This window comes from Streptomyces sp. NPDC015139, assembly GCF_043079785.1.
GTDB classification, from domain to species: Bacteria; Actinomycetota; Actinomycetes; order Streptomycetales; family Streptomycetaceae; genus Streptomyces; species Streptomyces albidocamelliae.
Map to the genome: position 1 here is coordinate 111,923 of NZ_JBIBUW010000002.1, position 22,160 is coordinate 134,082.

The window sequence follows — 22,160 nt, forward strand, 5'->3', positions numbered from 1 at the left end:
CCTTAGATGGGAATCTGTGGCTCAGGTTCGATTGCCCCTCATATGACTGCATTACGAAGGGTGCGGGAACGACCAGTGGAACATGCCGGACCTGAGGGCGACCCTGACAAGCGAACGTTGCGGCGGGAGTTCCTCGCGGTGAGGAACAGGTTGACGGGCGATGACGTCCGCGCGGCGGGCCTGGCGCTGGCCGAGCGCGCACTGGAGCTGCCGGAACTGGCGCGGGCGAGGACGGTGGCGGCGTACGTCTCCGTCGGCGGCGAGCCGGGAACGGCCGCGCTGCTGGACGCCCTGCGCGCGCGTGGGGCGCGGGTCCTGCTGCCCGCGCTCCTGCCCGACAACGACCTGGACTGGGGCGAGTACACCGGCCCGGACTCCCTCGCGCGTGTCCAACACGGCGGGAGAATGGCGCTATTCGAGCCCTCAGGCCCACGCCTCGGCCCGGACGCCGTGACGGAGGCGGACGTCGTCCTGCTGCCCGGAGTCGCGGTGGACGCGCGCGGGATGCGCCTGGGACGCGGCGGCGGCTCGTACGACCGCGTGCTGGCCCGTCTGGAGCGCGCGGGCGCCCGTCCCCGGCTCGTGGTGCTGCTGTACGACGCGGAGGTCGTCGCGCACGTCCCGGCGGAGGAGCACGACCAGCCGGTGCACGCGGTGGTGACGCCCTCCGGCACCCGCCGTTTCGCGAGCGGCTGACCCGCTCCGCCGCCCTGTCCCCGAACGGGGAACGGCCCTCCACGCGCGCGTGGAGGGCCGTTGTGGCCGAGTGCCTCAGCGGCTCACGGCTTGAGCACCAGGGTGTCGCTCGTACTCTTGCCGACCGCCTTGTCCGAGAACGACCAGGGCAGCAGCTCACCCTTGGCCCACATGCCCGTCTGGTCCGTGTAGTGCGCGCTGAAGGCGTGCCCGGAGGCGCCCGTCAGGTTGATCCACTTGGACTTGTCGAGGTCGGCGAGGTTGACCACCATCCGCATCGACGGCACCCAGACGACGTTGTAGCCGCCGGCCGCGTTCCAGCCGCTCGCGTTGACCGTGGACTCGCCGCCGCTGAGCTTCCAGGGACCGCGGTTCAGCACGTACTGCAGGAACTTGGGGCCCTCGGTGCCGAGCGTCTGGTTCTTCAGGAACAGGCGGTGCAGCCGGCCCCAGCTCCAGGTGTCGATGTCCTTGCCGAGCTTGGCGGTCAGCTCCCAGCGGGCGTCGATCATGGCGCGGGCGAACAGCTGGTCGCGGTTCTCGGCCTTCGGGCGGGTGCCCGAGGCGGGCGTCTTCCACCAGTCGCTGCCGGGCTTGTCCATCAGGGTGCGCACGACCTCGAACCAGCGGTCGCCGCCGTCCGGCTGCGCCTGGTCGGCGTCGCGCTCACCGCACTCGCGCACCTTGGTGTCGTCGTCCACCGGGCCGGTGCTGTCGATCTTGTCGACCCACAGGCACTGTCCCTTGACGCGCACCTCCCTGGGCAGCTTGTTGCCGAAGCCGAGCTTGAGGATGTTGCGCCAGACGGCGTTGAAGTACGCGGCCGCCGCGGAGTCGGCGTCCTGGGTGTAGTCCCAGCCCTCCAGGAGCTTCTGCGCCTGGCGGACGTCCGGGTCGTCCAGGTTGATCTTCAGCAGCTTGGGCACGAGGAGCTTGGCGATCTCGCTGCTGTTGTCCAGCTGCATCTGGCGCATGTCGTCCGTGGAGATCCGGCCGCCGTCCTTGATCTTGGACTCGATCAGGTCGGTGATGCGCTGGCTGCGGGTGCCGTAGCCCCAGTCGGTGGTGAGCGTGTACGGGTACTTGTCCTTGTCGACCACGGCCTGGTTGGCGGTCACGATGTAGCCGCGTTCGGGGTCGTACTCGTAGGGCAGCTCGTCCTTCTTGATGAAGCCGGTCCACTTGTACTTCGACTCCCAGCCCGGTGCCGGGATGGCGCCGTCGTCCACGGAGGAACGGGTGGGGATCTTGCCGGGCAGGGTGTAGCCGATGTGCTCGCCGTCCGCGTAGATCAGGTTCTGCGAGGGCACGTCGAACAGGCCGGCGGCCGCGCGGAAGCCGTCCCAGTCCGCCGCCCTGTCGAGGGCGAACACGGCGTCCATGGAGGTGCCCGCGTCGAGCGCGGTCCACCGCAGGGCGATGCCGTAGCCGTCGCCGCGGTCGGGGGCGGCGGTGGTGACGGACGCCTTCTTGCCGACCTGCACCAGTTCGTCGTCGCGGTCGGACAGCAGCGGCATCCCGTCCCGGGTCTGCCGGACCACGATGGTCTTGGACTTCCCGCCGGCGACCTTGATGGTCTCCTCGCGGGTCTTGAAGGGGCGGATCTTGCCGTCGTAGAGGTAGCCGCCCGCGGTCACCTTCTCCAGGTACAGGTCGGTGACGTCGACACCGGAGTTGGTCATGCCCCAGGCGATCTTCGCGTTGTGCCCGATGATCACACCGGGCATCCCGGCGAAGGTGTAGCCCGTGACGTCGTACTGGCACTTGGCGGACACGGCCCGGCAGTGCAGGCCCATCTGGTACCAGACGGACGGCAGCGACGCCGACAGGTGCGGGTCGTTGGCCAGCAGCGGCTTGTGGGTGATGGTGTACTTCCCGGACACGACCCAGGAGTTGGAGCCGATGCCCTGGCCGTTCACGCCGACGGCCGTGGGGACGTCGTCGAGCACCTTGTACAGGCCCGCCAGCTGGCTTGTGAGGCCCGATCCGGTCGCGCCCGAGGTGGTGGAGCCGGCGGAGCCCGCGGCGCCCTGCGAGGTGCCGGTGGCGCCCTGGGTGCTGCCGGTGGTGCCCGTGGAGCCGCTCTGCCGGAACGTCTCGGTCAGCTTGTCGTACTGGCCTTCCTGCACGATCGGCTTGTTGCGGCTGTAGGGGTACTCCGGATAAAGGTCCTGGATCTGCTGCGGGCCCAGGCGGCTGGTCATCAGGGCGCGGTCGATCTCGTCCTGCATGTTGCCGCGCAGGTCCCAGGCCATCGCCTTGAGCCACGCGACGGAGTCGACCGGGGTCCACTTCTCCGGCTTGTAGTCGTTGGTGAGAGCCAGGGCCGCGTACTCCAGGGAGATGTCCTCGCCGTCCTTGCCCTGGAGGTAGGCGTTGACCCCCTTGGCGTACGCCTGGAGGTACTTCTTCGTGGAGGCCGACAGCTTGGTGTCGTACTCCTCCTTCGCGACGCGGTCCCAGCCGAGGGTGCGCAGGAAGGCGTCGTTGTCGACCTGGCCCTTGCCGAACATCTCCGACAGGCGCCCGGACGTCATGTGCCGGCGCACGTCCATCTCGTAGAAGCGGTCCTGCGCCTGGACGAAGCCCTGCGCCATGAACAGGTCCGCGTCGGAGGAGGCGTAGATCTGCGGGATGCCGTAGCCGTCCCGCTTCACGTCGACCGGTCCCGACAGACCCTGGAGCGTGATCGAGCCCTTGGTCTGCGGGAAGGAGGCGCGGACCGTGCTGATCGACCAGTACGCCCCGTAGGCGACGCCTCCGATGATGGCCAGGACCAGGACCAGCACGACGAGTCGGGCTTTGCGCCCCTTCTTCCTGCCGGACTTGACGGGCGTGGCACCGGTTGTGGCGGTGTCACCCGTTGTGGCGGTGGTGTTGGGGGGCATCGCTGTCCTTGCTGTCCTAACGCGAGCGGCAGGTCGGGCTGTGACTTTGAATGAGCGCTGGAGCAACCATAGGCGCAGGGTCCTTCCCCGCTTGACGCGGAGTCGGGAACCGGCGCGTACGAGCGTTCGATCTTGCCCCGTCGAGCGTCAAGAAAGCGTCAAGAGTTAGGTAAGGTAACGAAGTACTTGGATGCGGTGCGCCGCAGCCTCGGGTCTGCTGTACGTGCGTCCGCGCGCCCCCGCGCGCGGGCCAAGGAAGGGAACCGCCGCTGACTGTCCACCACCTCAACCAGCTCCTGCTCGTCTGCTCCGTCGTCCTGCTCGTCGCCGTCGCGGCCGTCCGGGTCTCCTCCCGCAGCGGGCTCCCCAGCCTGCTCGTCTACCTGGGCATCGGCGTCCTCATGGGACAGGACGGCATCGGTGACATCCACTTCAACAGCGCCGAAGTGACCCAGGTCATGGGATACGCGGCCCTGGTCGTGATCCTCGCCGAGGGCGGCCTGGGCACGAAGTGGAAGGAGGTCCGGCCGGTCCTGAAGTCCGCCTCCGTCCTCGCGACGGCGGGCGTCGCGATCAGCGTCGGCGTCACCGCGGCGGGCGCGCACTACCTGGTCGGGCTGGAGTGGCGGCAGGCGCTCATCATCGGCGCGGTGGTGTCGTCCACGGACGCGGCGGCGGTCTTCTCCGTACTGCGCAGAATTCCCCTCCCCGCGCGCGTGACGGGCACGCTGGAGGCGGAGTCCGGCTTCAACGACGCACCGGTGGTCATCCTGGTCGTCGCCTTCTCCCAGGCCGGCCCGGTCGAGCACTGGTACAGCCTGGTCGGCGAGATAGCGCTGGAACTGGCCATCGGGGCGGCGATCGGACTGGCGGTGGGCCTGATCGGGGCCTGGGGCCTGCGGCACGTGGCCCTGCCCGCCTCGGGCCTGTACCCCATCGCCGTGATGGCGATCGCCGTCACCGCGTACGCCGACGGCGCCCTGGCGCACGGCAGCGGCTTCCTCGCCGTCTATCTGGCCTCGATGGTGCTCGGCAACGCCAAGCTGCCCCACTGGCCGGCCACGCGCGGTTTCGCCGAGGGGCTCGGCTGGATCGCGCAGATCGGCATGTTCGTCGTGCTCGGCCTGCTGGTCACCCCGCACGAGCTGGGCGACGACGTCCTGCCCGCGCTGGTCATCGGGCTGGTCCTGACCATGGTCGCCCGCCCCCTGAGCGTGGTCCTCAGCCTCGCCCCGTTCCGGGTGCCGTGGCAGGAGCAGGTCCTGATGTCGTGGGCGGGACTGCGCGGCGCCGTGCCCATCATCCTGGCCACCATCCCCATGGTGAACGGTGTCGCCGGCAGCCGCCGGATCTTCAACATCGTCTTCGTCCTGGTCGTCGTCTACACCCTGGTGCAGGGGCCGACGCTGCCCTGGCTGGCGCGCATGCTGCGGCTCGGCGAGAAGGGCGAGGCCTCCGACCTGGGCATCGAGTCGGCACCCCTGGAGCGGCTGCGCGGCCATCTGCTGTCCATCGCGATCCCCGAGGGCTCGCGGATGCACGGCGTGGAGGTCGGCGAGCTGAGGCTGCCGCCGGGCGCCGCCGTCACGCTCGTCGTGCGCGAGGAGAAGTCGTTCGTGCCCCTGCCCTCCACCGTCCTCAGGCGGGGCGACGAGCTCCTGGTGGTCGCCACCGACCCGGTCCGCGACGCGGCGGAACGGCGCCTGCGCGCGGTGGCCCACGGCGGCAAGCTGGCGGGCTGGCTGGGCACCGACGGGGCCGACGCGGGGCGGTGAACCGCGGGCGCCTACCGCACCCGCGGGGCGCGCGAGGCGGACGGTGACCCCTGCGAGCTGCGGCGCCGTACGGTACGGGTGCGTTTCGGGCGATTCACACCCGCGCCAATCACAGGTGAACGGGCGCTGTGGTGCTCGTTTTCACAGGGGTACAAGGCGTTGATCCCTGTAGTATCAAGGCACCCCTGATCGAACCAACTCTGCCTGATGCAGAGCTGGCGCGACCGTATGGCGGCCGGCACGCCCACCACCGTGGCACCGGTATCTACCGCAGTTCAGCGCAAGAGGACAGCTCTCGGCGCCCCCGCACGGGCGCGCTACCAGGCGGCAGAAAGGCACGGCCGTGGAATCCACGGTCACCACCGAGCCGTCGCGGAACCCGGCGGCACCGTCGCGCCCCGGATACGGACAGCTGCTGCGCACCCGCGGCGCCTGGACGTTCCTGCTCCCCGGCTTCGCGGCACGCCAGCCGTTCGCCATGCTCACGATCTCGATCGTGCTGCTCGTGCAGCACACCACCGGCTCGTACGGCGCCGCCGGTGCCGCCGCGGCCGCCACCGGCGTCTCCATGGCGCTGTTCGCGCCGTACAGCGGACGCCTGGCCGACCGCTACGGACAGCGTGCGGTGCTGCTCCCCGGCGTCCTCGTGCACACCCTGGCGGGACTGACCCTCACCGCGCTCGCGCTGGCGCACGCCCCCCTGTGGGCGCTGTTCCTCGCGGCCGTCCCGACCGGCGCCTCCGTGCCGCAGGTCGGCCCGATGGTCCGCGCGCGCTGGGGCGTGAAGCTCCAGGGATCGCCCCTGATGACCACCGCCGCGGCCTTCGAGTCGGTCACCGACGAGCTGACCTTCGTCGTCGGCCCGCTGCTCGCGACCGCCCTGTGCACCGCCGTGACCCCGTCGGCCGGCCTGGTCACCGAGGCGGCCCTGACCCTCGTCGGCGGCCTGCTGTTCGCCGCGCAGAAGAGCACGCAGCCGGCGGTGGACGCCAACGGTGAGCACGCGCGCGTGGGGCACGCCTCCGCCCTGCGCGTCCCCGGCGTGCGGGTACTGATCGTCACCTTCCTCGGCATCGGCTCCGTCTTCGGCGGCATGCAGGTGTCGCTGGCCGCGTTCACCGAGTCGATCGGCGAACCGGGTCTGAACGGCGTCCTGTACGGCGTCTTCGCCGCGGGCAACATGCTGTCCGGCGTCGCCTGCGGCGCGATCGCCTGGAAGGTCGCCCCGCAGCGGCGCCTGGTCCTCGGCTACGCGGCCCTCGCACTGAGCGCGTCCGCCCTGTGGACCGCGCACTCGGTGCTGCTGCTCGCGGCGCTCGGCCTGCTGGTCGGCATGTGCATCGCGCCGTCGCTGATCACCGGCTACACGCTGGTCGACAGCCTGGTCCCGGCCGGTGCCCGGACCGAGGCCTTCACCTGGCTGACCGGTGCGGTGGCGCTCGGCCAGGCGGCCGCCGTCACCGTCGCCGGACAGCTGGAGGACCGGCTGTGGGACGGCGCGGGATTCCTGGTGCCCATGGCCGGCACGGTGCTCGCCCTGGTCACTCTGGTGGCGCTGCGCTCCCGGCTGGCCGCCCCGCACCGGAACCGCACCGTCGCACGTGGCGTCGGTCACCGCGTGCCGGTGACGGTGGACTGATCCCCGGGAATACGTCACTATGGACCGTCGTTAGCACTCATCGAGTGAGAGTGCCAGGAGGAAGACAGTGCCGACGTACCAGTACCAGTGCACCGAGTGCGGCGAGGGCCTCGAGGCGGTGCAGAAGTTCACCGACGACGCCCTGACCGAGTGCCCCAACTGCAGCGGTCGCCTGAAGAAGGTGTTCTCTGCCGTCGGCATCGTCTTCAAGGGCTCCGGCTTCTACCGCAACGATTCGCGCGGCTCCACCTCGAGCAGCAGCCCGGCGTCGAAGCCGAGCTCGTCGTCCTCCGACGCGAAGCCGGCCTCGTCGACGTCCTCGTCCTCGACGTCGTCGTCCTCCTCGTCCTCGTCGTCGAGCTCCGCCAGCAGCCCGGCCGCCTGAGACCTCACACCCCGGCCCTGCCGTCGACGACGGCGGGGCCTTCGGTATGCCCGAGGCCCGCTGCCGCACGGTTCGGCGGCCAGCTAGTGTGCTGGTCATGGCGAACGCAGAGATCGGCGTAATCGGCGGCTCGGGCTTCTACTCGTTCCTCGACGACGTGACCGAGGTCGAGGTGGACACCCCCTACGGGCCGCCCAGCGACTCCCTCTTCCTCGGCGAGATCGCCGGCCGGCGGGTCGCCTTCCTGCCCCGGCACGGCCGCGGCCACCACCTGCCGCCGCACCGCATCAACTACCGCGCCAACCTGTGGGCACTGCGCTCGGTCGGGGTCCGCCAGGTACTCGGCCCGTGCGCGGTGGGCGGCCTGCGCCCCGAGTACGGACCCGGCACGCTGCTGGTGCCCGACCAGTTCGTCGACCGTACGAAGTCCCGGATGCAGACCTACTTCGACGGACTGCCGCTGCCCGACGGCACCGTGCCGAACGTCGTGCACGTGTCCGTGGCCGACCCCTACTGCCCCACCGGCCGGTCCGCCGCGCTGAAGGCGGCGCGCGGGCGGGACTGGGAGCCGGTGGACGGCGGCACGCTGGTCGTCGTCGAGGGCCCGCGTTTCTCCACCCGCGCCGAATCGCTGTGGCACCAGGCACAGGGCTGGTCGGTCGTGGGCATGACCGGCCACCCGGAGGCGGCGCTCGCCCGGGAACTGGAGCTGTGCTACACGTCGATGACCCTGGTCACCGACCTGGACGCGGGCGCCGAGAGCGGCGAGGGCGTCTCCCACGAGGAGGTGCTGCGCGTGTTCGCGGCCAACGTGGACCGGATGCGGGGCGTGCTGTTCGACGCGGTGGCGGCGCTGCCGGAGACCGGCGCGCGGGACTGTCTCTGCGTGGACGCGCTCGGCGGCATGGACCCGGGCTTCGAACTGCCGTAGCCCGGCCGGGACCCACCTGGGGATCGGTGGGCGGAATTCCTCGTTCGGGTGGGCGGGTTGTCCACAGTCCGTCCGCCGTCCACCGGCTCCGACGGGATGCGGCGCGAGACCTCATCGTGGGTGTCGCAGGCCCCCTTCCTCGTCACAGGCGGTGATTCCCGTGTCCGTGCCCGTTTCCTCGTCGTCCCCCGATCCGTCCCCCTTCCTCCCCGGCCGCCCGCCGGCCCGTTCCCCCTTCCCGCCGCCCCTGCGTGTCCCGCGTCCCCTGGGCACGGACGCCCCCGCGACCTGTGCGGTCCCGCAGTTCGCTCCGGTGCGCGTGCGGGGCGGGCGGTACCAGCTGCAGCGGCTCCTACGGCACCGCAGGCGGGCCGTGGCCGCCGGTCTCGCGTTGACCGCCGCCGCCCTGGTGGCCGCGGTACCGCGTGCCGCGACGGAACCGCACCGGGCGGAGCGGGCCCGTGGGCACCCGGCCGCGGAGCCGGTACGGCGGCACCCGGCGGCCGGCGTCGTGACCGCGCCGGTGCGGATCGCCGACGCCGCCACGGTCCGGCTCCTGCGCGCCGGTGACCGGGTCGACGTCGTCGCCGCCGAGGACGCCTCGACCGGCGGCGCGGTCCGCGTGCTCGCGCGGGGTGTACGGGTGACGAAGGTGCCGGAGCCCCTGGGCGGCGCGGCGGAGGGCGGGGCGCTGGTCGTGCTGTCCGTGCCGCGTGCCACGGCGGCGAGGCTGGTCGGCGCCAGTGCCACGGCACGGCTGGCGGTGACGCTGTGCTGAACCGGCTGCTCCGTCTTCTTGGCGGCGGGCCGTCAAGTCACACGATCGGGCAACAGGACTGGACAGGACGGCCACACCGTGCCGTAGGTTGCGGAGCGTTTCGTTCCACAGCCTGTGCACGCGAGGAGAGTCCCCTAGGTGAGCGCGAAGAAGGAACCGAGCGTCTGGCACGGCTTCAAGGCCTTCCTGATGCGCGGAAACGTCGTCGATCTGGCAGTCGCGGTGGTCATCGGCGCGGCCTTCACGAACATCGTCAACTCGGTGGTGAAGGGGATCATCAGCCCGCTGGTCGGCGCGATCGGCACGCAGAACCTCGACCACTACAGCTCGTGTCTGAAGGCCCCGTGCCAAGTGGCCCCGGACGGTACGGTCAAGAGCGGGGTGCCGATCCTGTGGGGCTCGGTCCTCGGGGCGACTCTCACCTTCGTGATCACCGCGGCGGTCGTGTACTTCCTGATGGTCCTGCCGATGGCGAAGTACCTGGCCCGGCAGGCGGCCCGCAGGGCGGCGCGCGAGGGCACGAAGGAGGTCCTGGAGGTGACCGAGCTGGAGGTGCTCAAGGAGATCCGCGACGCCCTGGTCGCCCAGCGGGGATCCGGGCACGACGAGCGCTAGCGAGTTCCCCTGCGGGCGGCGCGGGAGCCTCTGCGGGCGGTTCAGATGTGGTGGGGCGGCTTCTCGTCGAGGAAGCGCTTGAGGTCGGCGGCGCTGTCGCCGGCCGGGCGCTCGCCCCACCCGCGGTCGGTGTCGTCCGAGGACTGCTGGTCCAGCGGGTCGTCGAAGACCAGTGCCGGCTCGGGGTCGCGCTGCTCGGGTTCGGGGGCGGTGCTCATGCCTCAAGGGTACGGCCCGGCCCCGGGGCGGACCGGCGGGCCTCCGTGGGCTTCCCGGGCGGGGACGGGCCGGTCCCGGGGCGGCCGGGGACACACTGGGCCCCATGACAGTTGACGCATTGACGGACGTCGCCGGGCTGCGGGTGGGGCACGCCTCCCGCAGCGGAGACGGCTGGCTCACCGGCACCACGGTCGTCCTCGCCCCGGAGGGCGGTGCCGTCGCCGCGGTGGACGTGCGCGGCGGTGGGCCCGGCACCAAGGAGACGGACGCGCTCGACCCGCGCAACGTGGTGCGGACGGTCGACGCCGTCGTCCTCACCGGAGGCAGCGCCTACGGGCTCGACGCCGCCTCCGGTGTGATGGCGTGGCTGGAGGAGCGGGGGCGCGGGGTGCCGGTGGGGACCGACCCGGCGCACGTCGTGCCGGTGGTGCCCGCGGCGTGCGTCTTCGATCTGGGACGCGGCGGCGACTTCCGTGCGAGGCCCGACGCGGCCATGGGCCGTGCGGCGGTGGAGGCCGCGGCGGCGAGTGAGCCGGGCACCCGGGTGCCCGAGGGAGACGTGGGCGCCGGGACGGGCGCCGTGGCCGGCGGCCTCAAGGGCGGGGTGGGCACCGCGAGCACGGTACTCGGCTCGGGGATCACCGTGGCCGCCCTGGTGGTCGCGAACGCCGCGGGGTCGGCGCTGGACCCCGAAACGGGGGTGCTGTACGGGGAGTTGTACCAGGGACGGGTGGAGTATCCGCGGGAGCGGGTGCACGAGGCCGCGCGCCGGCGGCTCGCGGAGGCGGCCGCGGACAACGCGCCGCCGCCGCTCAACACGACGCTCGCGGTGGTCGCGACCGACGCGGACCTCTCCAAGGCGCAGGCGCAGAAGCTCGCCGGCACGGCACACGACGGGATCGCGCGCGCCGTGCGGCCGGTGCACCTGCTGCACGACGGGGACACGGTGTTCGCGCTGGCGACCGGCACCCGCCCGCTCGACGCGCACCCGTTGGCGCTCAACGAGGTCCTGGCGGCCGGCGCGGACCTCGTGACGCGTGCGATCGTGCGGGCCGTCCGCGCCGCCGGGTCGGTCGACGGGCCGGGCGGAGTGTGGCCGTCGTACGGGGAGTTGTACGGCACGGCGTAGCGGTCCGGGCGGTGCCGGACCCGGCCGCGGGTCGCCGACGGGTGCGGATTGTCGCGGTTCTGTCACGTGATGGCGTTCAGGAGGCACGGAGGGAACCCCACCGTGCGCCGGTGCCCTCTTTCCCCACGCACTGGAACGGATCACGCACATCACACGAACATGGAGCAGCCCGTGGCAACGCCGGACATTCGAGCGCGGCGCGTACTGGGGGCCTGTGCCGCCCTGGTGGTCGGCGCCCTCACCCTGACCGCCTGCGGAGGCGACGCCAGCGCCGAGAGCAACGACGGCAAGGGCGGCAAGGGTTCCGCCGACACGTCGACGGCGAAGGTCGCGATATCGGCCAAGGACGGTTCGACCGGCGCGTCCATCAACGCGACCGGGGTGAAGGCCAGCGGCGGCAGGCTGACCGACGTGAAGATGACCGTGGCGGGGTCGGGCCAGGCCGTGCCGGGGTCGATCTCGGCGGACGGCGGCAGCTGGAAGCCGAAGCAGCAGCTGGAGCGCGGGACGAAGTACGAGATAAACGCGACCGCGAAGGACGCCGACGGGCGTACGGCCGCGGCCAACTCCATCTTCACGACCGTCTCGAAGGCGAACAGCTTCATCGGCACCTACACGCCGGACAACGGCGCGACGGTCGGCGCGGGCATGCCGGTGTCGTTCACCTTCGACAGGTCGATCACCGACAAGAAGGCCGTCCAGTCGCACATCACGGTCAGCTCCAGCAGCGGTCAGCAGGTGGCCGGGCACTGGTTCGGGGACCAGCGGCTGGACTTCCGGCCGCAGGACTACTGGAAGGCCGGCTCCAAGGTCACGATGAAGATCGACCTGGACGGGGTGCAGGGCGCGAAGGGCGTCTACGGGGCGCAGAAGAAGACCGTCTCCTTCACCGTGGGACGGTCGCAGGTCTCCACGGTCGACGTCCGCACGCAGACGATGACGGTGGTGCGGGACGGCAGGACGGTCAAGTCGGTGCCGATCTCCGCGGGCAGCGCGGAGCACACCACGTACAACGGCCGGATGGTGATCTCCGAGAAGTTCACGCAGACCCGGATGAACGGCTCGACGGTCGGTTTCGGCGGGGAGTACGACATCCCTGACGTGCCGCACGCGATGCGGCTGACGTCGTCGGGCACGTTCATCCACGGCAACTACTGGTACGACAAGGGCAACCCGCCGTTCGGACGGCAGGGCACCAGCCACGGCTGCGTCGGCCTCGCGGACGTGCAGGGCGCGCAGGGCGACACGACGGCCAAGTGGTTCTTCGACAACTCGCTCGTCGGCGACGTCGTGATCGTGAAGAACTCCCCGGACACGACCGTGGCCCCGGACAACGGCCTCAACGGCTGGAACATGTCCTGGAGTGCCTGGACCGCGGGAAGTGCCGTCTGAGCGGCGGCTCTTGACGGAACTCGGGGCCGCGCGGGAACTTCTCGCGCGGCCCGCGCGTTTTCCGGGCAGACGTTTTCTCGGTTCGCGGACATGATGTCCGACCGAGGGGCTACGGTATGCACCCACTAGGTGACATGCAGCAACGCCGGGAGATGCCTTGAGCGTTCCGTACGAGACGGCAGCGTACGAACCAGCCGAGTCGCCCGAGTCTCCGGAGGAGCACCTCGCGCGGCTCCTCGGCCGTGCCCTGAACTCCTTCGAGCTGCCCGACGAGGTGATACGGCGGCTCGACAGCGCGCTCGCGCACGACAGTTCGCTGCACTCGGCGCACCACTGCGCGGGGCTGCACCGGGAGACGTACCGGCACACGTGGCTCCTCGCCGACGGCGCGGCCGTCACGCTGTGGGAGCTCGTCCACAACACGGTGCCGGGCGGCCCCGCGGAGCACGAGGTGTTCGCCGACGAGGAGGAGCTGCAGACGGCCACGGGACGGCTCGGGCTGCCGCAGGACACCCCGGACTTCGAGCTGCCCGCGCTGATGCGGCTGTGGTCGGTCCCCGCGCCCCGGCACGTCTTCGCCTCGCAGGACTCGGCGGATCACGCGCGGCGGCTGCTGCGCCGCGCGGAGAACCCGGACCGGCCGGACGCGGAGACGGCGGCGCTGCTGGCGACGGCGACCGCGCACGAGATCACGCAGGCGTTCGGCCGCCCCGGGCGGGCCGGCCGCGCGGGACTGAGCTACGCGCTCTACGAGCACGCGTTCCTGCTGCCGGACGGCGACGAGGTGTCCCTGTGGGAGGTCGAGCACACGGCGACCCCCGACGGACGGCACATGTGCGAGGTGTACATGTCGGAGGACGCGGCGCGGGGCGCCATGGAGCAGCGCGCGGCACGCCGGGGGTAGTCCCGGACCCCGTGCCGGGGGGCGTCCGTCCGGTCAGCGGCCGCCGAGTTGCCGTACCAGTCCGGCGAAGGCGTCGCGCTCGGCGGCGGTCAGTTCCACCTTCTCCAGGGCGGGGCCGGCCTGCCGCTGCGGCGGGAGGACCGGGAGCCGGACCGTCGGGATCTCCCGCAGGGCCTGCGCGCGGAAGCGGCGCAGCAGGCGCAGGACGACGATCGCCCAGGCCACACCGGCCAGGGTGAGGACGACCGCGCCGGTCCACTGGAGAGTCGAGACGTGCTCAGGCATGCGTTCCAGTACACACCACGGTCCGGGACTTTGGCCCCGGACCGTGACGTATCTCGCAGGTGCCGTGAACAACTCACAGCGAACTTAAGGGACAAGGGTGGCGGGGTGATCAGGCCGCCACCGGCTGCTTCGTCTCCTTCGGGGAACCGGCCGCGCCGGCGGCGGGGTCGGTGGCCGTGCTCTCCGGGGCCTGCTTGCGCAGGCCCTTGAGCACGATCACCAGGGCCGTGGTGGCGCACACCCCGGCCGCGATGGCGACCAGGTAGAGCAGCGGGTTGCCGATCAGCGGCACCACGAAGACGCCGCCGTGCGGGGCGCGCAGGGTGGCCCCGAAGACCATCGAGAGGGCGCCGGTGAGCGCGCCGCCCACCATGGCGGACGGGATGACCCGCAGCGGGTCCGCCGCCGCGAAGGGGATCGCGCCCTCGGAGATGAAGGAGGCGCCCAGCACCCAGGCGGCCTTGCCGTTCTCCCGCTCGGTCCGGGTGAAGAGCCGGCCGCGGACCGTGGTGGCCAGGGCCATCGCCAGCGGCGGGACCATGCCGGCCGCCATCACCGCCGCCATGATCTTCATGGCGGAGTCGCTGGGGTCGGAGACCGCGATGCCGGCGGTGGCGAAGGTGTAGGCGACCTTGTTGACCGGCCCGCCGAGGTCGAAGCACATCATCAGCCCGAGCAGCGCGCCGAGCAGGACGGCGTTGGCGCCGGTGAGGCTGTTCAGCCAGTCGGTGAGGCCCTTCTGGGCGGTGGCGATGGGCTTGCCGACGACGACGAGCATCAGGAATCCGACGATCGCCGAGGAGATCAGCGGGATCACCACCACCGGCATGATGCCGCGCAGAGACGTCGGGATGTTCACCTTCTGGATCGCCATCACCACGCCGCCGGCGATCAGACCGGCCACCAGTCCGCCGAGGAAGCCCGCGTTGATGTCGAGGGCGATCGCGCCGCCGACGAATCCGGGCACGAGGCCGGGGCGGTCGGCCATGCCGTAGGCGATGTAGCCGGCCAGGACGGGGACGAGGAACTTGAAGGCCACGCCGCCGATCTGGAAGAGCAGGGCGCCCCAGCTGTCGGTCTGCGTCCAGATGAAGTGGTCCATGACCGACGGTGCCTTGTTGACCTGCCAGCCGCCGATCGCGAAGCCCAGGGCGATGAGCAGGCCGCCCGCGGCGACGAACGGCACCATGTAGCTGACGCCGGACATCAGCCACTTGCGGAGCTTGGTGCCGTAGCCCTCGGTGGAGTCGCCCGCGCGCTCGACGGGCGTACCGCCCGCGGCCGCCGGGGCGCTCATCTCGCCGCGCGCCGCCTTTTCGCGGACCTCGGCGATGAGTTCGGCGGGCCGGTTGATGCCGGCCTTCACCCCGACGTCGACGGTGGGCTTGCCCGCGAAGCGGTCCTTGTCGCGTACGGAGACGTCGTGCGCGAAGATCACGCCGTCCGCGCCCGCGATCACCGCCGGGTCCAGCCGGGTGAAGCCGGCGGATCCCTGGGTCTCGACGAACACCTCGACGCCCGCCTCGCGGCCCGCGTTCTCCAGGGACTCGGCCGCCATGTAGGTGTGGGCGATGCCGGTCGGGCAGGAGGTGACGGCGATCAGACGGAAGGGGCGCTCTTCGGCAGCGGCACCGGTGCCCGCGCCCGCGGGGGCCGACGGGGCCGGGACGGAGGCGTCCGACGGGGGCGCCGTACTGCCCGCCGCGGCGCCGGCGGAGGCCGCCACCGGCGTCGCGGCGGTGTCCTGGGAGGCGCCGCTCGCGGCTTCGGCGCCCGGTTCGCCACCGGCGCTCGCGGTGGCCCGCGCGCTCTCCGCCGGTGCCGGCTCCTCGCCACGGATCAGTGCCGCCGTGGCCGCCGCGTCGTCCGCCGCCCGCAGCGCGGAGGTGAAGTCGGCGTTCATCAGCTGGCGGGCCAGGGAGGAGAGGATCGTCAGGTGGGCGTCGTCGGCGCCCGCGGGAGCCGCGATCAGGAAGATCAGGTCGGCCGGTCCGTCCGCGGCGCCGAAATCGATGCCGGGGCCGCTGCGCCCGAAGGCGAGGGTCGGCTCGGTGACATGGGTGCTGCGGCAGTGCGGGATGCCGATGCCGCCGTCGAGGCCGGTCGGCATCTGGGCCTCGCGGGCGGCGACGTCGGCGAGGAAGCCCTCCAGGTCGGTCACCCGGCCCTGGGCCACCATGCGTTCGGCGAGGGCGCGCGCCGCCGCTTCCTTGGTGTCGGCGGACAGGTCGAGGTCGACCAGGTCCGCGGTGATCATGTCGCTCATCGCGGGCTCCTATGCGCGCGTATCGCCCGGGGGGAGAGGTGGGCGGGAGGGGGGACGGGGGTGCGGTACGGGGAGGCGGTGGGTGCGGCCGACGTGGTGGGTGACGGGGGGTCCCGCCGCGGCCGGTGGGGAGCGGTCGCAGGACGGCGGACCGGGGCCGCACGCCTGACGATCGAGTCCGTAGGCCCGGCGATTCGGGCCGGGTTGCTACGGCGGCGGACCGGGGCGTTCATGACGCCGGCTCCGTCAGTTCGCGGTCGAGCGGGATCTCCGCGGTGACCGTCACCGCGGCCGGATCGAGGTCGGCGGGTGTCGGCATCACGCTGCCGGGGAGCTGGACCGCGGCCGCGCCGTGGGCGACGGCGGAGGCGAGGGCCTCGGGGCCGGTGCCGCCCGCGACGAGGAAGCCGGCGAGGGAGGAGTCGCCCGCACCCACGTTGCTGCGGACGGCGGCCACGCGAGCGTTGCCGAACCAGGCACCGGTCTCCTCCACGAGGAGCTGGCCGTCGGCGCCGAGACTCGCGAGCACGGCGCCCGCGCCCATCGTGCGCAGTTCCTCGGCCGCCTTGAGCGCGTCGCCCACGGTCGCCAGGGGGCGTCCCACGGCCCGCGCGAGTTCCTCGGCGTTGGGCTTGACCACGTCGGGCCGGGCGCGCAGCGCTTCCAGCAGCGCCCGCCCCGAGGTGTCCAGGGCGATGCGTGCGCCCCCGGCGTGTGCCCGCAGGACGACGTCGGCGTACCAGGAGGGCGCGAGGCCGCCGGGCAGGCTGCCGCAGCAGGCGATCCAGTCGGCGTCGCGCGACTGCTCGCGCACCGTCTCCAGGAGCAGTTCCTGCTCAGCCGCCGACAGGTCGGGCCCGGGTGCGTTGATCTTCGTCAGCACCCCGTCGGACTCCGCGAGCGCGATGTTGGAGCGGGTGGCTCCGGCGATCGGGACCGGCGCGACCTCGATGCCCTGTGCGTCGAGGAGTTCGGCCACGAGCGCGCCCGGCGCACCGCCCAGCGGGAGGACGGCGACCGTGCGCCACCCGGCGGCCGCGACGGCCCGCGAGACGTTCGCGCCCTTGCCGCCGGGGTCCGTGCGCTCGGTCTCGGCGCGGATGACCTCGCCGCGCTTCAGCGCGAGGACCTCGTAGCTGCGGTCGAGGGACGGGTTGGGGGTGACGGTGAGGATCATGCGCGCACTACTTCCGTGCCGCCGCGCTCGATGACGGCGGCGTCTTCGGGGCTCAGCCCGCTGTCGGTGATCAGCAGGTCCACGTCGCTCAGGTCGCCGAAGCGGGCGAAGTGCTCCTGGCCGTGCTTGCTGGAGTCGGCGAGGAGGACGACCCGGCGGGCGGCGGCGACCGCTGCCCGCTTGACCGCGGCCTCGGCGAGGTCGGGGGTGGTCAGACCGTGCTCGGCGGAGAAGCCGTTGGCGGCGACGAACAGGACGTCGGCGCGGATCTCGCCGTAGGCGCGCAGCGCCCAGGCGTCCACGGCGGCGCGTGTGCGGTGCCGAACGCGCCCTCCGACCAGGTGGAGCTGGATGCCCGGGTGGTCGGCGAGACGGGCCGCGATGGGCAGGCTGTGGGTGACGACGGTGAGGGCCGACTCCAGCGGGATGGCGGCGGCGACCCGGGCGATCGTCGTACCGGCGTCGAGGATCGTCGTGCCCTCGGCCGGCAGTTCGGCCAGGGCCGCCTTGGCGATGCGGTCCTTCTCGTCGGCGGCGGTGGACTCGCGCTCGGTGAGGTCGGGCTCGAAGTCCAGGCGGCCGACCGGGATGGCACCGCCGTGCACGCGGCGGACCAGGCCGGCCCGGTCGAGGGCCTTCAGGTCGCGGCGGATCGTCTCCGCCGTGACCTGGAACTCCTCGGCCAGCGACAGCACGTCCACCCGGCCGCCGTCACGGGCGATCCGGAGGATCTCCTGCTGCCGTTCCGGTGCGTACATGTCCGCTCGCCTCCGCCTGGATGTCCGACCCGTTCCGACTCATGCCCGAACGTGTGGTTTCACTGGCGAGGCTACGCCCGCGCATCCGGAAAGTAAACAGGTTCGGACTACAATCGGGCATGAACGGACTTTCCAGGGGGTCTCCAGTGCGCCTCCGGGCGCGGAAGAGCCCGGCACCTGCTCGGTGCCGGGCTCTCGGGTCCGCTCTCGGATTCGCTCGGGTTCTCCGGTCGCGTCCGGTCAGGACACCAGCTCGGGCTCCTTCGCCGGCTCCGTCGGCTCCGCCGCCGCGGCGCCCTCGACGTGCACCGCCGGCCGCTTCGGCAGGGCGGACATCAGCAGGAAGATCGCGCCCATGATCCCGGCGACCCACCACAGCGCGTGCTGGAAGGCGTGCACGAAGGCGGGGCCGACCTGGCCGAGGGTCAGCCGGTCGCCGATCTCCCCGAAGAAGACCACCGAGACGAGTCCCAGCCCCAGCGCGTTGCCCATCTGCTGCACGGTGTTGATCAGCCCGGACGCGGAACCGGCGTGCTCGCGCGGCACCTCCGAGAGCACCGCGTCGGTCAGCGGGGCGACGATCAGCCCCATGCCGACGCCCATCACGACCAGCGGCAGGGCCATCTGCCAGGAGGCGATGGAGAGGCCGTAGCGGTTCGCCTCCCACAGGTAGATCAGCACGCCCGCGCCCATGATCAGCGCGCCCGCCTGGAGCACCTTGCGGCCGAACCGCGGGACCAGCTTCTGCACGGACAGGCCCGCCGCCGTGGACACCGCGAGCGAGAACGGCACCCCGGTCAGACCGGCCCGCAGCGGGCTCCAGCCGAGACCGATCTGCATGTACAGCGTCCAGACCAGGAAGAAGATGCCGAGGGCCACACCGAAGACGGTCTGCACGGCGATGCCCGCCGCGAAGCTCTTCACCCGGAACAGCGACAGCTCCACCAGGGGGGAGCCGTCCCGGGCGGCCTTGCGCCGCTCGTACGCCACCAGCGCCGCGAAGACGCCGAACGCGCCCACCATCGACACATGGCCCCACAGCGGCCAGCCCAGTTCGCGGCCGCGGGTCAGCGGGTAGAGCAGCATCAGCAGGCCCAGCGTGACCAGGGCGACGCCGACGAGGTCCAGCTTGAGCGCCTTCGGTGCGCGGGACTCGGTGATGAAGCGGCGGCCGAGCAGCCAGGCGACGACGCCGACCGGCAGGTTGATGAGGAAGATGGGCCGCCACTCCAGGCCGAACAGGTTCCACTCCGTCAGCAGCGCGCCGAGCAACGGGCCGGAGACCGCGCCCAGACCGATGATCGCGCCGAACAGGCCGAAGACCTTGCCGCGTTCGTGGGCCGGGAAGGTGGCGTGCACGATCGACAGCACCTGCGGCACCATCATCGCCGCCATGCCGCCCTGCAGCAGGCGCGAGGCGACCAGCATCTCCGGGTTCGCGGCGAAGCCGCACAGCGCGGAGGCGACGGTGAAGCCGCCGATGCCGATCAGGAACACCCGCCTGCGGCCGTGGATGTCGCCCAGCCGGCCACCGGTGATCAGGCCGGCGGCGAAGGCGAGGGCGTAGCCGGCGGTTATCCACTGGATCTGGCTGACCGAGGCGTGGGCGGTGCGCTCGATCGACGGGATGGCGATGTTGACGATCGTGACGTCGACCAGGTCCATGAAGGCGGCGGTCATGACGATCGCGAGCGCGAACCAGCGCGTTCGGTCGGTTGTGGCGGGGAGCGCCGTGGGGGCGGACACGGCGGCCGCGCCGTCCGTCCGTCGCGGCTCGTCGCGCAGTTCCCCGCGCCCCTTCAGGGTCGTGCGGTCGTTGTCGGTCATGAGAAGAAGATAGGACCCGATTAGGTCAGATCATGTCCTAGTTCTCCGGCATTCTCATAGGCATGACGACGGACACTCCGGCACGGCTTCTCCAGCTCCTCTCGCTCCTCCAGACGCCCCGCGAGTGGCCGGGCGGGGAGCTGTCCGACCGGCTCGGGGTGTCCCGGCGCACCGTGCGGCGGGACATCGACCGGCTGCGGGAGCTGGGCTATCCGGTGCAGGCCACCAAGGGCGCGGACGGCGGGTACCGGCTGGTCGCGGGCAAGGCGATGCCGCCACTGGTGCTGGACGACGAGGAGGCGGTGGCGATCGCGGTCGGGCTGCGGGCCGGCGCCGGGCACGCCCTGGAGGGCGTGGACGAGGCGTCGGTGCGGGCCCTGGCGAAGCTGGAGCAGGTGCTGCCGGCCAGGCTGCGGCACCGGGTGGCCACGTTGCAGGCCGCCACGACACCGCTGACGAGCGGGGACGGGCCGAGCATCGCCCCCGAGACGCTGACGGTGATGGCCTCCACGGTGGCCGGGCGGGAGAGGCTGCGGTTCGCCTACCGCGACAAGGACGGCGGCGAGTCGCGGCGGCTGACCGAGCCGCACCGGCTGGTCTCGACCGGACGGCGGTGGTACCTGGTCGCCTACGACCTCGACCGCGCGGACTGGCGCACCTTCCGGGTGGACCGGGTGAGCGCGCCCTTCCCGACCGGAGTCCGGTTCACGCCACGGGAGTTGCCGACCGGCAACGCGGCCGAGTACCTGCGCCGGTCCATCCACCGGCGGCAGGAGACGTACGAGTTCGCGGTGCGGTTCGCCGCACCGGCCGAGCGGGTCGCCACGCGGCTGCCGGCCTGGGTCGGGGCGCCGGAGGACGACGGGCGCGGCGGCTGCCTCCTGCGCGGCGCCACCGGCGATCCCGTGGAGTGGCTGGCGGTACGGCTGGTGATGGCGGGCTACGAGTTCACGGTGCTCGAACCATCCGAACTGGTGTCGTGCGTCAGAGAGTTGGGCGGCCGCCTGACCCGCGCCGGAGCCTGACCGGCCGGCCGGCCCGGCACCCGCCGGGCCGGCCCGGCGCCCACCGGGACACGCGGCTCCCACCGGGGCCACCCGGCCCCCGCCCGGGCCGGGGCGGCCGGCCCGCGCACGCCGAGTCGCCCCGCAGGGGTCCACCCCGGGCCGGGGCGCACAGGTCCCCGCCCCCCGAAGGCGCCGGCGGCAGCGTGGGGCATCCTCTCGGTGCGGCCGGCCGCCACCCGTCCTCTGTGCCGGGGCGCCCGCCTCCCACCCGGGCCGGGGCGCAGCCGACCCGCGGACGCCGCGTCGCCCCGTAGAGCCCCCCGAGGGTCGGAGCGCACAGATCCCCGGGACCACCCCGAAGGCGCCGGCGGCAGCGTGGGGCATCCTCTCGGTGCGGCCGGCCAGGGACCGACGTCGGGGCGGCTAGCCCTCCGCGTTCCAGTCGAAGCCGCGCAGCGCCCGCAGGTTGCGCAGTGCCAGGGCCGCGGGGCCCTCGGGGCCGGTGGGCTGGGCACCCGTGACGGCCCAGGACTCCACGGCCACCCGGACGGCGGCTCCGGCCACGGCCGCGGCGAAACGGAGGCCGGGCGTGAGCGGGGCGGGGCCGGACGGCGGGGAGTCGTCGGCAACGTTGTCGTCGCCGGCCGGCTTCTCCTCGCCCGGCTCGGCGGCCTCGGTTTCCTCGCCATCCGCCGAGCCGGTCCGTGCAGCGAAGATCTCCGCCAGCGTCGTCTCCGATGCCTGGCACACCTCCGCCCACACCTTGCGCAGGGCGGGGCTCGCGTCGGCCAGGCGGATCAGGGTGCGGGCCCATTCCCAGGACGCCGGGGAGACGCCGGCTCCCGGGGTGAAGGTCTCGCGGACGGCGTGTTCCAGCGCCTCGGGGACGCTGAGATGGGCCGGGGCCGCGTGGACCGCTTCCGCCCAGCGTCGGGCACCCGCGGCGTAGAGGGGGGCGACCGACTCTTCCTTGGTGGCGAAATAGCGGTAGAAGGTCCGCGGGGCGATGCCCGCGGCGTGGGCGATGTCCTCCGCGCGGGTGGCCCGCAGGCCCTGGTGGACGAAGAGGCGGGCCGCCGCCCGGGCGATCTCCATCCGGGTCTCGGCCTTGCGCCGCTCGGTGAGGGAAAGCGGCGCGGAGGCGGAAAACGGCTGGTGGCCGGTGTTGCGGGTGGTGCTCATCTCGGCAGGCTATGCCCATGTGACAGAATCTGCCATCCGGCGGTCCACCCCGGGGTTCAGGTACGGGGTGGGCCGCCGTTCCCACGCGCTCCCCACCGTACGAGGGTGCCGCGGCGGCCCCCCTGACGAGGACGGATGCCCACCGGCCGGGCCCGCACCCGGGACTCCGAACCCCCGCCCGAGTCGCGAGCTCCCCACCTCGCCGGCCCGGGCACAAGGAGAGCCGGGCCCCGGCGCCTGGGGGGGATAGGCGCCGAAGCCCGGCTGGGAAGATCCCGGCGCCGGGGGGGGATAGCGTCGGGACCTG

General features: G+C 72.5%; 19 protein-coding genes. 11 read left to right on the forward strand and 8 right to left on the reverse strand.

The features are described from left to right. Window positions 1–42 precede the first annotated feature (42 nt). The gene (locus ACF08B_RS04980; RefSeq protein ID WP_392316120.1) at window positions 43–696 is read left to right on the forward strand and encodes a 5-formyltetrahydrofolate cyclo-ligase; all 654 of its coding nucleotides are present in this window, start codon (window positions 43–45) and stop codon (window positions 694–696) included. An 83-nt stretch (window positions 697–779) separates the two neighbouring features. On the opposite strand, the gene ACF08B_RS04985 is transcribed toward ACF08B_RS04980, so the two are convergent. Next, on the reverse strand, window positions 780–3,584 hold the full coding sequence (locus ACF08B_RS04985) for a penicillin acylase family protein (RefSeq protein ID WP_392316121.1): 2,805 nt from the start codon (window positions 3,582–3,584) through the stop codon (window positions 780–782). A 269-nt stretch (window positions 3,585–3,853) separates the two neighbouring features. On the opposite strand from ACF08B_RS04985, the gene ACF08B_RS04990 reads away from it, so the two are divergent. The 6 genes from ACF08B_RS04990 (at window position 3,854) to mscL (ending at window position 9,707) form a co-directional block, all read left to right on the forward strand. Beyond that, window positions 3,854–5,359 carry a potassium/proton antiporter gene (locus ACF08B_RS04990; RefSeq protein ID WP_392316680.1) on the forward strand — a complete coding sequence of 502 codons (1,506 nt, stop codon included), beginning with the start codon at window positions 3,854–3,856 and terminating at the stop codon, window positions 5,357–5,359. 343 nt (window positions 5,360–5,702) lie between these two features. Then, a complete protein-coding gene (locus ACF08B_RS04995; RefSeq protein WP_392316122.1) occupies window positions 5,703–6,998 on the forward strand; it encodes an MFS transporter in 1,296 nt (431 codons plus the stop codon). Between the two features lie 67 nt (window positions 6,999–7,065). Beyond that, the gene (locus tag ACF08B_RS05000) at window positions 7,066–7,383 is read left to right on the forward strand and encodes an FmdB family zinc ribbon protein (RefSeq protein WP_392316123.1); all 318 of its coding nucleotides are present in this window, start codon (window positions 7,066–7,068) and stop codon (window positions 7,381–7,383) included. 97 nt (window positions 7,384–7,480) lie between these two features. Next, entirely contained in the window at window positions 7,481–8,314 is an 834-nt protein-coding gene (locus ACF08B_RS05005) for an S-methyl-5'-thioadenosine phosphorylase (protein ID WP_392316124.1), read from the forward strand. A 160-nt stretch (window positions 8,315–8,474) separates the two neighbouring features. Further along, window positions 8,475–9,092: a hypothetical protein gene (locus ACF08B_RS05010; protein ID WP_392316125.1), complete on the forward strand. Its 618-nt coding sequence runs from the start codon at window positions 8,475–8,477 to the stop codon at window positions 9,090–9,092. Window positions 9,093–9,230: 138 nt separating this feature from the next. Next, window positions 9,231–9,707 carry a large conductance mechanosensitive channel protein MscL gene (gene mscL, locus ACF08B_RS05015; RefSeq protein ID WP_392316126.1) on the forward strand — a complete coding sequence of 159 codons (477 nt, stop codon included), beginning with the start codon at window positions 9,231–9,233 and terminating at the stop codon, window positions 9,705–9,707. Window positions 9,708–9,748: 41 nt separating this feature from the next. Here the strand turns inward: mscL and ACF08B_RS05020 are convergent, their stop codons facing one another. Next, on the reverse strand, window positions 9,749–9,925 hold the full coding sequence (locus ACF08B_RS05020) for a hypothetical protein (RefSeq protein WP_392316127.1): 177 nt from the start codon (window positions 9,923–9,925) through the stop codon (window positions 9,749–9,751). Between the two features lie 104 nt (window positions 9,926–10,029). On the opposite strand from ACF08B_RS05020, the gene ACF08B_RS05025 reads away from it, so the two are divergent. The 3 genes from ACF08B_RS05025 to ACF08B_RS05035 all read left to right on the forward strand — a co-directional run bounded on the left by ACF08B_RS05025 (window position 10,030) and on the right by ACF08B_RS05035 (window position 13,351). Further along, window positions 10,030–11,055, forward strand: a complete 1,026-nt coding sequence (locus ACF08B_RS05025; protein ID WP_392316128.1) for a P1 family peptidase — start codon at window positions 10,030–10,032, stop codon at window positions 11,053–11,055. A 171-nt stretch (window positions 11,056–11,226) separates the two neighbouring features. Beyond that, window positions 11,227–12,447: an Ig-like domain-containing protein gene (locus ACF08B_RS05030; protein WP_392316129.1), complete on the forward strand. Its 1,221-nt coding sequence runs from the start codon at window positions 11,227–11,229 to the stop codon at window positions 12,445–12,447. A gap of 157 nt (window positions 12,448–12,604) precedes the next feature. Further along, window positions 12,605–13,351, forward strand: coding sequence for a DUF6227 family protein (locus ACF08B_RS05035; RefSeq protein ID WP_392316130.1), 747 nt, complete (start codon window positions 12,605–12,607; stop codon window positions 13,349–13,351). Window positions 13,352–13,384: 33 nt separating this feature from the next. Here ACF08B_RS05035 and ACF08B_RS05040 read toward each other — a convergent pair whose 3' ends face one another. From ACF08B_RS05040 to ACF08B_RS05060, 5 genes are all read right to left on the reverse strand, one after another. Beyond that, window positions 13,385–13,636, reverse strand: coding sequence for a hypothetical protein (locus tag ACF08B_RS05040; RefSeq protein ID WP_093475581.1), 252 nt, complete (start codon window positions 13,634–13,636; stop codon window positions 13,385–13,387). A gap of 109 nt (window positions 13,637–13,745) precedes the next feature. Further along, window positions 13,746–15,902, reverse strand: coding sequence for a fructose-specific PTS transporter subunit EIIC (locus tag ACF08B_RS05045; RefSeq protein WP_392316131.1), 2,157 nt, complete (start codon window positions 15,900–15,902; stop codon window positions 13,746–13,748). 229 nt (window positions 15,903–16,131) lie between these two features. Further along, window positions 16,132–17,079, reverse strand: coding sequence for a 1-phosphofructokinase (gene pfkB, locus ACF08B_RS05050; protein ID WP_392316132.1), 948 nt, complete (start codon window positions 17,077–17,079; stop codon window positions 16,132–16,134). Then, complete coding sequence (locus ACF08B_RS05055; protein ID WP_392316133.1) at window positions 17,076–17,837, reverse strand: DeoR/GlpR family DNA-binding transcription regulator; 762 nt, start codon at window positions 17,835–17,837, stop codon at window positions 17,076–17,078. Before ACF08B_RS05055 ends, pfkB begins: the two co-directional genes overlap by 4 nt. A 240-nt stretch (window positions 17,838–18,077) precedes the next feature. After that, entirely contained in the window at window positions 18,078–19,664 is a 1,587-nt protein-coding gene (locus ACF08B_RS05060) for an MFS transporter (RefSeq protein WP_392316134.1), read from the reverse strand. 62 nt (window positions 19,665–19,726) lie between these two features. Here ACF08B_RS05060 and ACF08B_RS05065 point away from each other — a divergent pair, with 62 nt between their 5' ends. Next, the gene (locus ACF08B_RS05065) at window positions 19,727–20,689 is read left to right on the forward strand and encodes a helix-turn-helix transcriptional regulator (RefSeq protein WP_392316135.1); all 963 of its coding nucleotides are present in this window, start codon (window positions 19,727–19,729) and stop codon (window positions 20,687–20,689) included. Between the two features lie 405 nt (window positions 20,690–21,094). Here the strand turns inward: ACF08B_RS05065 and ACF08B_RS05070 are convergent, their stop codons facing one another. Continuing rightward, entirely contained in the window at window positions 21,095–21,766 is a 672-nt protein-coding gene (locus ACF08B_RS05070; RefSeq protein ID WP_392316681.1) for a TetR/AcrR family transcriptional regulator, read from the reverse strand. Window positions 21,767–22,160 lie beyond the last annotated feature (394 nt).

Coding starts and splice junctions, on each gene's coding strand:
- ACF08B_RS05040 (WP_093475581.1), bottom strand. CDS start 13,636: ATGCCTGAGCACGTCTCGACTCTCCAGTGGACCGGCGCGGTCGTCCTC.
- ACF08B_RS04985 (WP_392316121.1), bottom strand. CDS start 3,584: ATGCCCCCCAACACCACCGCCACAACGGGTGACACCGCCACAACCGGT.
- ACF08B_RS05005 (WP_392316124.1), top strand. CDS start 7,481: ATGGCGAACGCAGAGATCGGCGTAATCGGCGGCTCGGGCTTCTACTCG.
- ACF08B_RS05020 (WP_392316127.1), bottom strand. CDS start 9,925: ATGAGCACCGCCCCCGAACCCGAGCAGCGCGACCCCGAGCCGGCACTG.
- pfkB (WP_392316132.1), bottom strand. CDS start 17,079: ATGATCCTCACCGTCACCCCCAACCCGTCCCTCGACCGCAGCTACGAG.
- ACF08B_RS05070 (WP_392316681.1), bottom strand. CDS start 21,766: ATGGAGATCGCCCGGGCGGCGGCCCGCCTCTTCGTCCACCAGGGCCTG.
- ACF08B_RS05065 (WP_392316135.1), top strand. CDS start 19,727: ATGACGACGGACACTCCGGCACGGCTTCTCCAGCTCCTCTCGCTCCTC.
- ACF08B_RS05060 (WP_392316134.1), bottom strand. CDS start 19,664: ATGACCGACAACGACCGCACGACCCTGAAGGGGCGCGGGGAACTGCGC.
- ACF08B_RS05025 (WP_392316128.1), top strand. CDS start 10,030: ATGACAGTTGACGCATTGACGGACGTCGCCGGGCTGCGGGTGGGGCAC.
- ACF08B_RS05045 (WP_392316131.1), bottom strand. CDS start 15,902: ATGAGCGACATGATCACCGCGGACCTGGTCGACCTCGACCTGTCCGCC.
- ACF08B_RS05055 (WP_392316133.1), bottom strand. CDS start 17,837: ATGTACGCACCGGAACGGCAGCAGGAGATCCTCCGGATCGCCCGTGAC.
- ACF08B_RS04980 (WP_392316120.1), top strand. CDS start 43: ATGACTGCATTACGAAGGGTGCGGGAACGACCAGTGGAACATGCCGGA.